This window comes from Streptomyces sp. NBC_01288 (assembly GCF_035982055.1).
GTDB lineage: Bacteria > Actinomycetota > Actinomycetes > Streptomycetales > Streptomycetaceae > Streptomyces.
The window spans coordinates 4,631,665-4,645,135 of the sequence record NZ_CP108427.1; the positions used below are offsets into that span (position 1 = coordinate 4,631,665).

14 protein-coding genes and 1 pseudogene are annotated in these 13,471 nt (G+C 70.3%); 9 read left to right on the plus strand and 6 right to left on the minus strand.

From position 1 onward, the window contains the following. The first annotated feature begins 131 nt into the window (after positions 1 to 131). From OG194_RS20535 to OG194_RS20550, 4 genes are all read left to right on the plus strand, one after another. Complete coding sequence (locus OG194_RS20535; RefSeq protein WP_327402274.1) at positions 132 to 2,495, plus strand: sensor histidine kinase; 2,364 nt, start codon at positions 132 to 134, stop codon at positions 2,493 to 2,495. Further along, positions 2,492 to 3,184, plus strand: coding sequence for a response regulator transcription factor (locus OG194_RS20540; protein ID WP_327402275.1), 693 nt, complete (start codon positions 2,492 to 2,494; stop codon positions 3,182 to 3,184). Before OG194_RS20535 ends, OG194_RS20540 begins: the two co-directional genes overlap by 4 nt. A gap of 63 nt (positions 3,185 to 3,247) precedes the next feature. After that, positions 3,248 to 3,580, plus strand: coding sequence for an SCO4225 family membrane protein (locus OG194_RS20545; protein WP_327402276.1), 333 nt, complete (start codon positions 3,248 to 3,250; stop codon positions 3,578 to 3,580). 81 nt (positions 3,581 to 3,661) lie between these two features. Further along, positions 3,662 to 4,051, plus strand: coding sequence for an ANTAR domain-containing protein (locus OG194_RS20550; RefSeq protein ID WP_327402277.1), 390 nt, complete (start codon positions 3,662 to 3,664; stop codon positions 4,049 to 4,051). Positions 4,052 to 4,202: 151 nt separating this feature from the next. On the opposite strand, the gene OG194_RS20555 is transcribed toward OG194_RS20550, so the two are convergent. Further along, positions 4,203 to 4,877 (minus strand): hypothetical protein, encoded by a 675-nt coding sequence (locus tag OG194_RS20555; RefSeq protein WP_327402278.1) that lies wholly within the window; start codon positions 4,875 to 4,877, stop codon positions 4,203 to 4,205. A gap of 252 nt (positions 4,878 to 5,129) precedes the next feature. Here OG194_RS20555 and OG194_RS20560 point away from each other — a divergent pair, with 252 nt between their 5' ends. Next, positions 5,130 to 5,954 carry a SigB/SigF/SigG family RNA polymerase sigma factor gene (locus tag OG194_RS20560; RefSeq protein WP_327402279.1) on the plus strand — a complete coding sequence of 275 codons (825 nt, stop codon included), beginning with the start codon at positions 5,130 to 5,132 and terminating at the stop codon, positions 5,952 to 5,954. 10 nt (positions 5,955 to 5,964) lie between these two features. Here OG194_RS20560 and OG194_RS20565 read toward each other — a convergent pair. Together OG194_RS20565 and OG194_RS20570 are read right to left on the minus strand one after the other, a co-directional pair. Continuing rightward, positions 5,965 to 6,420 (minus strand): annotated as a pseudogene (locus OG194_RS20565) (DUF5994 family protein); the annotation flags it as partial. Between the two features lie 160 nt (positions 6,421 to 6,580). Then, positions 6,581 to 6,973, minus strand: a complete 393-nt coding sequence (locus OG194_RS20570; RefSeq protein ID WP_327402280.1) for a hypothetical protein — start codon at positions 6,971 to 6,973, stop codon at positions 6,581 to 6,583. 217 nt (positions 6,974 to 7,190) lie between these two features. On the opposite strand from OG194_RS20570, the gene OG194_RS20575 reads away from it, so the two are divergent. Continuing rightward, on the plus strand, positions 7,191 to 7,529 hold the full coding sequence (locus tag OG194_RS20575; protein ID WP_327402281.1) for a DUF4333 domain-containing protein: 339 nt from the start codon (positions 7,191 to 7,193) through the stop codon (positions 7,527 to 7,529). 97 nt (positions 7,530 to 7,626) lie between these two features. Here OG194_RS20575 and OG194_RS20580 read toward each other — a convergent pair whose 3' ends face one another. Then, entirely contained in the window at positions 7,627 to 8,340 is a 714-nt protein-coding gene (locus OG194_RS20580; protein ID WP_327402282.1) for a response regulator transcription factor, read from the minus strand. Continuing rightward, a complete protein-coding gene (locus OG194_RS20585; RefSeq protein WP_327402283.1) occupies positions 8,337 to 9,596 on the minus strand; it encodes a sensor histidine kinase in 1,260 nt (419 codons plus the stop codon). The genes OG194_RS20580 and OG194_RS20585 overlap by 4 nt, the downstream gene beginning before the upstream one ends. A gap of 311 nt (positions 9,597 to 9,907) precedes the next feature. Here OG194_RS20585 and OG194_RS20590 point away from each other — a divergent pair, with 311 nt between their 5' ends. Continuing rightward, a complete protein-coding gene (locus tag OG194_RS20590) occupies positions 9,908 to 10,180 on the plus strand; it encodes a hypothetical protein (protein WP_327402284.1) in 273 nt (90 codons plus the stop codon). A 570-nt stretch (positions 10,181 to 10,750) separates the two neighbouring features. Here OG194_RS20590 and OG194_RS20595 read toward each other — a convergent pair. Continuing rightward, positions 10,751 to 11,659 (minus strand): hypothetical protein, encoded by a 909-nt coding sequence (locus OG194_RS20595; RefSeq protein ID WP_327402285.1) that lies wholly within the window; start codon positions 11,657 to 11,659, stop codon positions 10,751 to 10,753. Positions 11,660 to 11,919: 260 nt separating this feature from the next. Here OG194_RS20595 and OG194_RS20600 point away from each other — a divergent pair, with 260 nt between their 5' ends. Together OG194_RS20600 and OG194_RS20605 are read left to right on the plus strand one after the other, a co-directional pair. Then, entirely contained in the window at positions 11,920 to 12,309 is a 390-nt protein-coding gene (locus OG194_RS20600; RefSeq protein WP_327402286.1) for a hypothetical protein, read from the plus strand. Positions 12,310 to 12,490: 181 nt separating this feature from the next. Beyond that, positions 12,491 to 13,402: a WD40 repeat domain-containing protein gene (locus OG194_RS20605; protein WP_327402287.1), complete on the plus strand. Its 912-nt coding sequence runs from the start codon at positions 12,491 to 12,493 to the stop codon at positions 13,400 to 13,402. Positions 13,403 to 13,471 lie beyond the last annotated feature (69 nt).

A 13,471-nucleotide genomic window follows, 5' to 3' on the forward strand; every position in this document is an offset into this window, starting at 1 on the left:
AGCGGGACGCGGTCCGGTCCTCCGGCGGAAGGACGGCTGCCGCGTCGAACCAGAGATAGAGAAGGGCGGGACCGTAATCCCCCTTCCGCCTGACCCAGCCCCCTCACCTGCACCCATAGCCTTTGAGTGTCATGAAACGAACCGACGACCGGCTGCTCCCGGTCCTGCTGATCTGTGCCCAGGCCCTGGTGTGGCCGGTGGCTCCGCTGCTGCGCGGCACCGTGCCGACCGCGGCCGACCTGCTCGTGGCCGCGCTGGTCGCGGGAACCGTGACGGCCGCGCTCGCCCTGCGCCGTACCCGCCCGGTGATCACGCTCATCGTGGTCGCCGCGGCCTGCGCGGTGGGCGCCGGCCCGCTGCCCACCGGGGCGATGGCGGTCCTCGGCACCGCGGGCGTCGCGATCGCCCTGTTCACGGTGGCGACCGAGCGCGACACCTTCACGACGGTCCTGTGCGTGGTCACGCTCGCGCTCTGGCAGTTCCTGCAGAACATCACCCTGCACGGACTCAGCGACAACAACGGTCTCGACCTGGTCCTGATCACCCTGCTCTACGCCACCGCGTGCGGCGCGGGCTTCTCCGTACGACGCACCCGGCGCGCCCGCCAGGCCGCCGAACTCCTCCTGAACCGCGCCGAGACCGAGCGCCACCGGCTCCCGGCGGCCGAACGGCGGCGTATGGAACGGGAGTTGCACGACGTCAGCGCTCACCATCTGACCGCCGTGGTCGTCACCGCCGGCGCCGCGCTCGGCCTGCGCGAACGCCGCCCCGAACTCGCCGCCGAGGCACTGGAGTTCGCGACCGAGACGGGCCGCGAGGTCACCCGGGCACTGGGCGCGGTCCGTGCCCCGGCCCCGTCCCGCGAGGAACTCCCGTCCCCCGAAGAGCGGTTGCACTCGCTGATCGCCGGCTTCCGCCGCCTCAACCAACCCGTCGAGTACGAGATCGACCCCCTCCCCGACGGCGCCGTCGCGGACGCGGCCTACGGCATCGTCCGCGAGGCCCTCACCAACGTGGCCCGCCACGCCCCCGGAGCCCACACCACGGTGACCGTCCGCTACGGCGACACCCGCACCGACATCGCGGTCACCAGCGCGGCCCCGCCGTCCGCCGCCCCGGCCCACGGCGCGGGCCTGGGCGGCGGCCGAGGCCAGGGCTTCCTCCGCTCCCGGGCCCGGGAAACAGGCGGCACCCTCACCACCGGCCCCACACCGGAAGGCGGTTGGGAGGTCAGCGCGATCCTCCCCGGCCGCACGGCGGCCCCGATGGAACACTCCCTCCCCCGCAGCTACCGCGCGGCCCAGGTCGTCGCCGCGATCGGCCTGTGCTTCCAGCCCCTGCTACCGGTCCTGATCATCCACGCGAACTCGACATCGACCGGCACACATGTGTCGGCGGGGGTCCTGTTCACCTTGCTGGCAGCAGCCCAGGCGGTGGCACTGCTGTGGCTGCGCAAAGCACCGAGGACCGTCCAACTCGCCTTGCTGGCCTTGGCGTTGCTGTGGCCAATGGCAATGTCGGTGGGCGACTACACAGGCCCGGTACTGCTACCACCAACACTGAGCGCCTTGGCAACATGCACGGCGGTGATCTCCCTGAAGGGGCGCGGGGCTGTATCGATCTACGGCTCCGCCGCGGGGCGCGACCAACCACACGCGACCCGCACCTACCGACTACCTCAAGTCCCTGTCTCTGTCTTCTTCATCGCAGCCACGGCCGCACACACCACCGCCCTGACGATCGCCATCCTGCACCGAGGCACAACCACCCCCACCTGGGCGGTGCCCACGGCGGCAACCACCGCTGTCGCACTGGCACTTGGCGCGTCCTACTACGCCGGATCCCTGATCGCCCACCGCAACAGGGCAACCCAGGGCGCCCAATCAGAACAACTGGCCACCTGGACCGAGGAAGCCGTAAGAGACGCCTGGGCAGAACGCCGCCGCATCGCGGCGGGACTGGAAACCACCGTCCTCGCCCGCACCGCAGACATGATCACCGAGGCAGAGGCAGGCCACCTGGACGAAACAGCGACCCGCGCCCGAGAGGCCCTCGCGGCGATGCGCGCCCTCCTGGACGCGGTCCGGGACGCCGACGAAACGACAACCCCCGTCCTCCGCCCCCAACCCACCGTCCAGGCCCTCGACTTGCTCGCCCACCAGTGCCGAGCCACCGGCCGCGACGTACAGATACGCGTGACGGACCGGGTACCGGAAAGGCTCCCCACGGAAGTGGACCTCGCCGCCTACCACGTCGCCGAAACCCTCCTCGCGACCGGCGACAACGACCCCGCCGTACTCGAACTCGACGCGGACGGCAGTACGTTGACGATCACGGCCACCGGCGTACCCCGCGCCACCGACCCCGCCGTACAGGCCCGCCTGACGGCAAGGATCGCGCCGCTCGGCGGCACCCTGACGGCCGGCCGCCCACCGGGCACGGTCCACCTCCGGCTGCCGCTCACGGCACCGGACGACGAGGAGAGAGAACGATGAGCCTCAGGGTGCTGGTCGTCGACGACCAGGGCATCGTCCGGGCGGGCTTCGCCGCCGTGATCGACGCCGAGGACGACATGACGGTCGTGGGCGAGGCCGCCGACGGCGCCACCGCGGTGGTCCTGGCCGCCGAACTCGCCCCGGACGTGGTCGTGATGGACGTCCGGATGCCCGAACTGGACGGCATCGCCGCCACCCGGATCATCACCGGCAGGGAGAACGCGCCGCGGGTCCTCGTGCTGACCACCTTCGACCTCGACGCGTACGTCTTCGACGCCCTGCGCGCGGGAGCCTCCGGTTTCCTCCTCAAGGACGTGCACGCCTCCGAACTCCTGGCGGGAATCAGGGTGGTGGCGAGCGGCGAGAGCGTGCTCGCCCCGTCCGCGACCCGGCGGCTGATCGGCCACTACGCGTCCGGCGCGGGCGCCGGTTTCCGTTCCGACGCCGAGAACGGCCCGCGCGAACTGGAGAGCCTCACCGGCAGCCAGCGCAACGTCCTCGCCCTGCTCGCCTCGGGCCTCAACAACGCGGAGATCGCGGCGGAGTTGGACATCACCGTCGGCACGGTCAAGTCCCACGTCAACGCCCTGCTCCGCAAACTGGGCCTGCGCGACCGCGTCCAGGCCACGATCCTCGCCTACGACCTCGGCATCACCCGCCCGAACCCGCCGGGCACGGACCACCTCTGACGCTCCGTCACCACCCGCGTCCGTGCAACAACCCTTCATCCACCGTCACTTAGGAGTACAGCCATGCCCAGTACCGACGCCAATGCCGCCCGCTCACCCCTCCACCGGCTCGGCCGGAACCTCCGCAACCCCTTCGCCCTCGCCTACCTCGCGCTCTGCGTGGCCCTGCTCGTCTGGACCGTCGTCGTGAGCGTCATGGACGACTCGGGCGAGTCCATGGCGGGCGTCGTCCCGATCCTGGCGACCGCCCCGGGCAGTCTCGTGTTCCTCGTACTGCCGGGCGGCAAGGCCATGTTCGTCGTCGCCGTCGCCATCGGAGCTCTGGTGAACGCCTCGGTCATCGGCTGGTGCGCCCGCGCCCTGCGCCGCGGCAACCAGTCGGACGCGACCCGCTGAGCCCCGGGCAGGACTAGGCTGGCGGCGCGGTGTTCGCCCTGCTTCGCATCGGGCACAACCACCGCGTCGAAGGACTGCGGCATGAGGCACGCGCCCTGCACCACGCACCAACCGACCACAACCCACGAAGAACGGCCCCTACGACCTCTGTTGACGGCCGTTCCCCCTCCCCCCGACCTGGACCTGCTGACCGAACTGGTCCAACTACGCGCCCAGAACACCCAGTTGACGCTGGCGCTGGAGACCCGGGCGGTGATCGACCAGGCGCGCGGCATGGTGATGGCCCTCGCGCCGTGCACCGGCGAACGGGCCTGGGACCTGCTGGTGGGCGTCTCCCAGCACTGCAACATCAAGCTCCGGGTCGTGGCGGCGGCGCTGGTGGCCACGACGGAGGACCAGACGCTCCCGGCCGACATCCGGCGGGAGTTGCGCCGCGCACTGCGCCGCCTCCACGCGGCGGACCGGCCGTAGCCCGTGCAGGATGGGGTCGGCACCGGGAGCTGTGGTTCCAACTCTCCGGTGCCTTCGTTCAGAACGGCCGACGGACGCCCCTGCTGGGTAGCCCGGCCCGGCGAACCTAAACAGTTCGAGAACTACGTGAACTGCGGGACCCGTCCGGGACCTATTCCGGACGTTGCGTCCGGTCGTTGTGCGCCAGCCCGTCCGGATGGTCCTCCGTACGCTCGCCGAGCGGAAGTACCAGTACCTGTACGGGAGTTGTATCGTCCTCGCGCTGGATCCGCCCGACCTCCTGCCACCCCCAGCCCTTGAGCGCGGCCAGGACCCACCGGGCGGACTCGTCCACCAACGTGACGCCCAGGGAGGCCTGGTGGTCGGTGAGCAGCCGCTCCTGCATCATCCGGGCGAGTCCGTGCGCGTGCTGGTGCGGATGGACGAGGGTCTCCAGGATCGCGAACACATGCCCGGACGCGGTGAGTTGCTCCAGGTTCTGGGGCAACTGCCCGTCGAATCCCTGCCACCAGGACCCGTCACGCGGCACGGAGAAGCCGCAGACACACCCGGCCAGGGCCTCCGCCTCGGCGACGAGCATGTCGAAGCCGGGCAGTTTCACGTCGTCGGCGAGCCGGAGCAGGAACTTCTGCCGGTCGTTGAACTCCTCGCCAGCCTCGGCGTCGGAGGACTCGACGTACAGGTCCGCGAGATCCTCCCGCAGGCCCTCGGCCTGCCAGCGGTTCAGCCGGCGCAGCCGCACCGTGTCCAGGGCGTCCGCCACGCCCATGACGGTCGGCTCCGGCTTCTGGCCTTCGGGTTCGTGCGCTTGCAGCGGGCTGCTCATTCGACGCCTCGGTTCGGAAGACTCGGTGGGGTGGTGCGGCGCCGGGGTCCGGGACGTCTGTACAGCAGCATAGCCACGGGTATCACGAAAACCCGTTCGAATGAGCCCGTTTGAAAGCCGTCCCCCCGGGCACTCGTCCGGTGTGCTTCGGACCGGAGGCACCCCCGTGGGAGCGGTGTTCGCTGCTCCCCAGTGTGCTGCGGTCCGCCGACCCCACGGTGAGTGACACCACCGAAGAGGGAGCACGTCCCCATGCAGGCCGACCGCACCCGTAGGACCCGTACCACCAAGCGTTCCTACGACGACTCCCCCGACACCGCCGAGTCGTTCCGCCGTATCGCCACCCTGCCGAACGGTCCGGAGCGGGCCGCGCTGTGCCAGGAGGTGGTGTGCGCGTGGATGCCGATGGCCGTACGGCTGGCCCGGCGCTTCCGGCACCGCGGCGAGTCCGCCGAGGATCTCACGCAGGTCGCCCAACTCGGCCTGGTCAAGGCGGTGTCACGCTTCGACCCGAGTCTCGGTACGGCCTTCCCCAGCTTCGCGATCCCGACGATCCTCGGCGAGGTGAAGCGGCACTTCCGTGACGAGCTCTGGGTCGTGCACGTCCCGCGCCGGGTGCAGGAGCTGCGCGGTCAAGTCCGGTCCGCCGACCACGAGTTGAGTGCCACGCGGGGCGGAACGGTCTCCGCCGTCGGGGAGATCGCCGCGCACACCGGGCTGACGGAGGCCGAAGTACGGTTGGGCCAGGGGGCGTTGGAGGCCTACACCGCCTGGTCCCTGGACGCCGTACCGGGCCATCCCACGGACGGCCACCCACTGACGGACACTCTCGGCGACGTCGAGCCCGACTTCGACCTGATCGTCAACCGCGAGGCCCTGCGCCCCCTGTTGCGGGCCCTGCCCGAGCGGGAGCGCGAGATCCTCTACATGCGGTTCTACTGCGAGATGACCCAGGCCCGCATCGGCGCGCGGCTCGGCGTCTCCCAGATGCACGTCTCCCGCCTGATCACCCGCACCTGCGCCCGCCTGCACGACCAGGTGATGGCCGAACCGCGCGCGTTCAGGAAGGCGTCGTAACGACACCCGGCAGGTCCGCCGCCTCGGCGACCAGCTGACTCCCGGTCGACGTACGCAGCGGATCACTCGCGGCGGTCATCAGCCAGGCCGCCGTGGTCGGGTCCGTCTCAGGGGGTACGACCAGCAGGTCCCAGCGGCTCGTCCGGTACGACAGGAGCAGCAGTTGGTGCGGATCCTGCTCGGCCAGGAACCAGCCCACCTTCACGATGTGCCCGTCGACCGGCACCTTGCGCGGGAAGGCGGCCGGCCAGTGCGTCGGGTTCACCGTGACCCGAGTGATCCGCCCCCACAACGAATCCAGCACGGCAACGAGCGAGGGAAGTTCGGCCGCGAGATCCCGGGACCGGGGCCACCAGGCCCCGTCGAGCACAGCCGGCGCGGAACCAAGGGGAGCGAGCGACATACGGAGTGCGGGGGCGGAGGGAACGGGGGCAACAGGGGCAACAGGTGCAACGGGCGCAGTCATTACGCGAACCCTGCTCTGGGCCGGTCGCGACCGGCCCGGCGTAATCAATCTCCGAAAACGACACGGGCATGGAGGCCGGTGCGCGGAATACCCTCGGTGACTTCGAGCGTACTCCCCAGCACGACACCGGCGATTTTCCGTCCCGGGGGACCCCGCCGGCTCAGGCACCGCCCCACCCGGTCGAGTGGTCGTCCGGGTCCTCGGTCTCGTACAGGGCGGGCCCGAGGCGCGCGGCCAGGGTGTCGCCCGCGATGTGCGTCAGGGTCACCGTGCCGTCGGCGCCCGACGTCAGCTCGGCGTAGTACGCCGGGGCCGCCCAGTCCATCGGACGGTGGAAGAAGAAGCCGACCGTGTCGTCCGGATACTCGCCGCGGAGCAGGGGGAGCACGGTCTCCAGGTCGTTCTCCGCGCCGCGCCCGCTGATCACCACAGCCACCCGGTCCGACGCCGTCCGCCACACCCGCACATGCGCTTGGCCGGCCCACCCCGGGCGGGACGACCACGCGTCCTCGTCGCGGATCTGGCGAGCCGGACGAAAGCCCTCAACTGCCATACGAGGCCCCCGCTTTCGACCGCGTCATCATCCCGTACGACTACGGTACGGACGCCCCGACAAACAGAGGCAGCCCGCCGAACGACCCTCGTACTTCCGGCCGATGCCCGGCCCCGCAACCGGCCGCCCGGCCGAGGCGGCGGGCACCCGCGCGGGAGGAGGCTCTGGGGACAGCAGCCGGTGAGGACCGGCCGCACCGCGAATCGAGGAGCTCCGCATGAAGCGCATCGTCATCGCCCTGGCCGCGGCCGCCGTCCTGGCCGGCGGCGTCGTCGTGGCATGGAACGTGTTCGAGAACTCGTCGGTCGCCACCGCGAGCGGCCCGGACCACATGGTGCCGCGCGCCGAGGTCGAGAAGCAGGCCAAGGAGAACTACGCCATCCCCTTCGTCCAGGACGGCCCGCAGTCCGTGAGCTGCCCCAGCGGGCTGCGCGCGAAGATGGACTACACCGTGGCGTGCACCGCCGTCTTCAAGGGCCAGACCAAGAAGATGCTGATCTCCGTCACCGGGGTGCACGGCGACCGCGTGAGCTTCGACTACGGCCTGGCGAAGTAGGCGGCGTGGCGCGGCAGGCGGTGCGACGAGGCAGGTTGGCGTGACGGCGGGTTGGTGTGACAAGGCAGGTGACGTGGTGCCACGGCGGCCGACCGGCTCAGCGGTCGCCGACCACGCCGCACCGCCACGCCCAGGCGGCGATCTCCACCCGGTTCCGCAGCGTCAACTTGCCCTGGACGCTGGCCATATGCGTTTTGACGGTGGAGAGCGACACGAACAGCTCGGCGCAGATCTCCTGATTGGTCCGCCCCTCGGCGACCAGCCGCACCACATCAAGTTCCCGTCCTGTCAGGGGACTTGAGGAGGCCTCGGCCCGCCGGGCGGCCTCCGCCGCGGGCCGCTGCTCACCGATCCGCTCCAACAGCCGTACGGTCACGGCGGGCGACACCAGCGCGTCACCGCGCGAAGCCGCGCGTACGGCCTCCACCAGCAGCCCGGGACCCGCGTCCTTCAGCAGGAACCCGCAGGCGCCCCCGTGCAACGCACCGTAGACATAGTCGTCTTGGTCGAAGGTGGTCACGACCACGACGCGCAACGGATCGACGGCCTTCGGCCCCGCGAGCAGCCGGGTCACCTCCAGCCCGTCGAGTTCGGGCATCCGGATGTCGACGAGACACACGTCGGGCCGTAGTTGCCTGGCCAGCTCCACGCACTCCGCGCCGTCCGCCGCCTCGCCCACCACCTCGATGTCGGGCTGGAGTTGGAGGATGAGCCGGAACCCGGTGCGCACCATCTCCTGGTCGTCGGCGATCAGAACCCGGATCCGCCGCCCTGAACCACCCGCGCCGGCACCGCCATTGGCATCGGTCATGCGGGCGATCCTGTCACAGCCCCGCGCAACGGAAACTCCGCCGTCAGCCGCCACCCCCCGTCCTCGGCCCGGCTCGCGTGCAGCGTGCCCCCGACCGCCTCGGTCCGCTCGGCCAGCCCGATGAGCCCCAACCCGCCGCGCCCGCCCAGCGGTTCGGCATTCGGCGCGGCCCGCCGCGAGGACGGCGCGTTGTGCACCTCGACCCGAAGCCGCCGCCCGTCCCCGTCCCCCTCGCCCGCCAAGGCGACCCGCACGGACACGGACGGCGACCCCGAAGCATGCCGTCGTACGTTGGTCAGCCCCTCCCGCACCACGTTCCGCACGGACGTCTCCACCTCGGGATCGGGCCGGGCCTGTCGCACCTCGGCCGTGACCTGGAGGGTGGCGGGGGCATCGCGTTCGGCGAACGCCGCGACCAGTTCCCCGAGTTCGGCGAAGAGATCCCCCGGCCGTACCGCCCGCCCGTCGTCCTCGCGCAGCACCCGCACCAACTTCCGCATGGACTGGAGCGTTTCGGACCCGGCGCGCTCGATGTGCCCCAACAACACGTCCACTTGCTCCGGCGCACTCTCCCGAACAGCCCGCGCGGCCTGCGCCTGCACGACGATCCCGGTGACGTGGTGGGCCACGAAGTCATGCAATTCCCGGGCGAGTTCAAGCCGCTCGCTCTGCCGCACATCGGCGACCGCGCGCCTCCTACGGTCGTCAAGGCTCCGCAGATGGCAACCGAGCCCGACGGCGGCACCCGTGGGGAACGTCAGCAGGAAGGAGAAGACGACCCCGTTCACGTCCAACCGCATCGGAGCCGCGATCACGGCAACTCCGACCGCGGCACCCAGAGTTGCCGCCGCCCAGGGCGACGACACGTCCTTCGCCGTACGGACCAGCAGGAGCAGCAGACACAGCGTCTCCAGCAGCCCCCAGCCGCCGAACGTCGACGTCACGGACCCGAACAGCCCCAGCGTGACCGCCCAGGAGACGGCCACGGCACCCCCCGCGCCCCAGGTCAGCGCGCGCACCTCGGTACCGGGCGACAACAGCGCCACGGCGGCCACGACACCGGGCACCACCCGCCACCAGACCCCGTTCCCTTCGAGCCCGGCGGTGGTGACGACGGAGGCCACATCGAGCACCCACAACAACGCCATGACCATCGCCAGCGCGGTGAGCGCGGTACGGCGGGACAGCCGGGAGAGGGGCGTCTGGTCTTCGGCCAGGTTCTGATTGCGCAGGTTGCGTTCGTCCGGTTCTCGCACAACTCGCAGCGTAGGGGCGCCTGTTGTCACCCGACCTCGGCCGAAAGGACGACGCGGGGGACGCGAGCCGGTCGCCCGGCCGAGACGAACTGCCGTAACGGAGAAGGATGTTGGACACATGAACCCCACCCCACCTCCTGTTCCTCCGCCGGTGTTGCAGGGCATCGCGCTCTCCACAGGTGTTGCTGAACGGCGAGCGACTCGACCAGCTGCGCGAGCCGCACCGCAGCGAGTTGCGAACGTGGCCCTCCCCCTGAGGCTCGGCGGCACCCCACCGCGAGGCCGAACAGGTCGCCCTGGCAGGGGCGTTGGTGGCCGGCGCCGGGGTCGTCTTCACCGACGAACCGACCGGCACCCTCGACCGGACAACGAGCCAGGAGGTGATCAGCCTGCTGGTGCGCGTCACCAAGGCCCAGAACACCGCGCTGGTGGTGGTCACCCACGACGAGTCGGTCGCCCGCCGGTGCGACCGCACGATAAGGGTGCGGGACGGCCGGATCGTAGGCGATCCGGGCGCACGGGCAGCCGTAGCGAACGGAGGAGGCCGCCGACGAGGTCCCTCAACAACACGACGTGGACGGTGACTTGGCGCCTACTGGGCGGCGGCCGACACGGCAACCTAGGCATGCCCCTCTCCGTAGCCGCCAATCGGGGCGACGGTCGGTGTGACGACTACGTGGGTGGCGACGGGCACGACTTCCACCTCGCAACCCTGAGCGTCCTGGCCGCCAGCTTCACCATCGCCATCGCCTCAACCTGCATCACGGCATCCCCCTCCACGTCCTGGAGACGGCGAGGCGCACGGAGTCGGTACTGACGGGCCTGTTCTGCGCGGCCCCTCTGACCTTCGCCGGCCGAACGCCGCATCTGACGCCCGCGGGCTGGCTCTCCTCGTAGGTTGCCTGGCGCTGGGCTTCGCGGGGTGGCGGGCGCCGGCGCGGCCAACCGGCCGTTGCTGCGGGAGGTGGCGCGGGGTGCGGGGCCACGCCCGGACTGATTGACGCTGTGACGCCTGATCCACCGGTCGCCGACTTGCCCACGGAGCCGCCGAACACCCAGTCGGCCAAGCCCCGTTGACCGGATGGTCGAAACCGAGCGGCTCAGCGCCGGCTTAACGCGCCCCGGTCGACGGTGACTTGATGCGGGGCCGGATTTCAGTCGTCGTAGCGCTTGGTCACGACGAAGTGTCCCGCGACCAACTCTCCGACACTCGTCTCGGCCCACTTGATGAGCAAGTCCGGCTCTCGGTCGACCCGATTCAGCAGATCGACGATCTCATCGGCGGTCGGCGCCGCGGGCAGCGCACAGCGAAGCACCGTCCCACCCGTCGCGCTGCTGCATTCCTCGTACGACTCGTTGGGGTCGTCGGGTTGCCAGCGGCTGATGTCGATGTCCCAGGAATCGTCGCTGCCGTCGCCTGGTTCCGGTGCGTGGATCGACAAGTAGTAGCCGTCTGCATCGTACGGTTCGGCAAAAATCCTCGGGTAGGCGTGGTCCAGCATGACCGACTCGCCAGAGAACCGAGAGCAGGCGGTGGCGAGCACCCGTAGGTCCGCGATGGCCTTCTCGCGCTCTTCCGTGGTGATCCCCTCTTCGAGGAGATCCAACTGCTCGCGGGTTTCACGACCCAGCGTTTCCACGCCGCCGTCATACGTCACGAACGGATGGCCGAAGTCCCATTCACGCCGACCCTCCGTCTCGGGCAGGTGTGCTTCCCCCGAGAAATCGGCGAGCGCCTCGGTCAACTGTCCTGCTTCCGTTTCCAGTTCCGCGCCGACCGCGATCCTGACCGGCTCAGGAACCGGTGTCAGAGCCTCGTCCAAATCCGCCAGTGATTGGTGAAGCTGTAGGCAGGTGTACTCGTACCACAAGCTGTGCGCACCGCTCAGAAGGTCGGCACGCGAAGTCCGGTCGGTCAGCGCCACCAAGTGTTTCCGCGGATAGTTCGCCACGCGGCGACCACGGAGATCATGGATGCTGAGGGGGACGGTGGCGAGGGCGGAGATCTGGTTGAGGGCATCGACGATCGGTGCCGCAAGGGCGGAATCCGCAAGGCTCGTCACCGTCGACGATGCGACCCCGTGGTGGCGAAGGCGCGATCCAACGCTCCGTACCTCGAAGAGACCGGTGGTGGCCCAGGTTCTGTCCCGAGCTCCGTACCTGAATTCAGCCCAGGTGCACGCATCGCACGCCACAACCAGATTGCCTGGATCTCCGGAAACAGGTGGCTGCCGACAAAAGCGACGCACCTTCAGAACCCCGTCCGGACAGCCACTGCGGCGCCGTACGCAGTCCACACGTCACTCTCCGCTACCGTTCCCTCGTGACTGGCTTGCAAGCCGCGCTGTGGGGACTGCTGGGAAGTGGTGTCGCCGAGGCGCTGAATCTCTCCGCGTCCATGCGCCCGAGCGGTCCGCACCATCGATGGCGCTGGCCGTGGCACAGCAAGGCCGACCGGCCCGTGCTGCTGGTGGCGATCGGGCTGCGGCTGTTCGCGGGGTGCGGACTCGCGGCGGCGCTGGGGGCGTCCGGATATCTCGACAGCGAGGCAGCCGCGTTGGCGGCCGGGGTCGCCACACCGCTGATCGTCGCCAAGCTGTTCCAGCTCGTCCCGTTGCACGACGGCAACCCGACGGTAGGTGAACCCGTGTGGTCCGCCCCGCACGAGGGTGACGATGTGCCGACAAGCGGGAGGTCCGATGCCGCGCGCTGACAGCCGGGGCGGGAGATTGATCCGGGCGCTGGCAGCGGAGCCGTCGCCCGCTTCGGCCGGGAAGCGGAGCGCGGGGCGGTTCGTACTGGCGCTGGGAGCACGGCCGTTGCCTCCAGAATCGGTACCCGGACAGCGTCGCCTCCCTCGTGAAGAACCCCGCCCTGCCGTCGGCGGGTTCTCCGTGTTCCTGACCGCCTTCGCCATGGTGCTGACCTGCCTCATGGCCACCTTCGCGCAGAAGATACTGCCGGTTCCGTGGTCGCACGATGGACCAGGGCGGGAGGTCGGGATCGAGCAGTGGCGGCTGGTCGACAACGGACGGCTCTGGACCGACCTGGGCGCCGACGTACTCGCGTTCTCGCCGAAGGACGGCCATCTGCTGCTGACGATCTCGCCGAAGGGACTGGACAGTTGGGATGTGACGGAACCGGAGCATCCTGAACGGGTCGCCCCCGGAGGGCGCGGCGTGAAGAGTAGAGCGCCTCTGGGGATCGGCCCCGACGGCCGGACACTCGTGATCGCGGACGGCCAGGACGTCCGCGGGCTGCGGACCGACACCGGGCAACGCATCTGGTCGATCAACAAGCCACGCAACGAGGTCCGAGCGATCCATGTAGGCCAGTCCGGAGTGATGCTCGCGGTGTCCGACGCGACCCACTTCACCCAGCTGCTGAGTGTCACCCCCGGCGACACCCGCGGAGGGCAACCCACCTCGAACGGCCAGATCCCACAAGGCGCCCGCGCGGCCCAGTTCTCGCCGGACGGAACGATCCTCGCCACCGCCGCCGACGACGGCATGCTGTGCCTCTGGGACATCTCCGCCGCCGAACCGCGCCGCGCGGGCCCGCCGTTCGCGGCGGAGAACGGCCGGGCATCGACCCTCGCCTTCAGCGCCGACGGTCGCCTTCTCGCGGCGATCGGCGTCGATCACGTCGTACGACTGTGGAATGTGGAAGATCCGGAACGGCCCCGTCCCCTCGGCCGCCCCCTGGACGCGAACGCACCCGTCACCGCCCTCGCCTTCAGCCGTGACCCCCGGCTCGTCGCGACCGTCGGGATGGACCACACCGCCTATCTCTGGCGGCGGAACTGACGTCTGCGCGAGACGCGCTGGGAGTCGACCGTTCACCGGAAGACGACGGGGCTCAGTCCGTCCGTTTTC

What these genes read in the sequence shown, in the direction of transcription:
- OG194_RS20545 (WP_327402276.1), top strand. Translation starts at nt 3,248, where the DNA reads ATGCCCAGTACCGACGCCAATGCCGCCCGCTCACCCCTCCACCGGCTC.
- OG194_RS20575 (WP_327402281.1), top strand. Translation starts at nt 7,191, where the DNA reads ATGAAGCGCATCGTCATCGCCCTGGCCGCGGCCGCCGTCCTGGCCGGC.
- OG194_RS20555 (WP_327402278.1), bottom strand. Translation starts at nt 4,877, where the DNA reads ATGAGCAGCCCGCTGCAAGCGCACGAACCCGAAGGCCAGAAGCCGGAG.
- OG194_RS20560 (WP_327402279.1), top strand. Translation starts at nt 5,130, where the DNA reads ATGCAGGCCGACCGCACCCGTAGGACCCGTACCACCAAGCGTTCCTAC.
- OG194_RS20535 (WP_327402274.1), top strand. Translation starts at nt 132, where the DNA reads ATGAAACGAACCGACGACCGGCTGCTCCCGGTCCTGCTGATCTGTGCC.
- OG194_RS20540 (WP_327402275.1), top strand. Translation starts at nt 2,492, where the DNA reads ATGAGCCTCAGGGTGCTGGTCGTCGACGACCAGGGCATCGTCCGGGCG.
- OG194_RS20580 (WP_327402282.1), bottom strand. Translation starts at nt 8,340, where the DNA reads ATGACCGATGCCAATGGCGGTGCCGGCGCGGGTGGTTCAGGGCGGCGG.
- OG194_RS20570 (WP_327402280.1), bottom strand. Translation starts at nt 6,973, where the DNA reads ATGGCAGTTGAGGGCTTTCGTCCGGCTCGCCAGATCCGCGACGAGGAC.
- OG194_RS20550 (WP_327402277.1), top strand. Translation starts at nt 3,662, where the DNA reads ATGAGGCACGCGCCCTGCACCACGCACCAACCGACCACAACCCACGAA.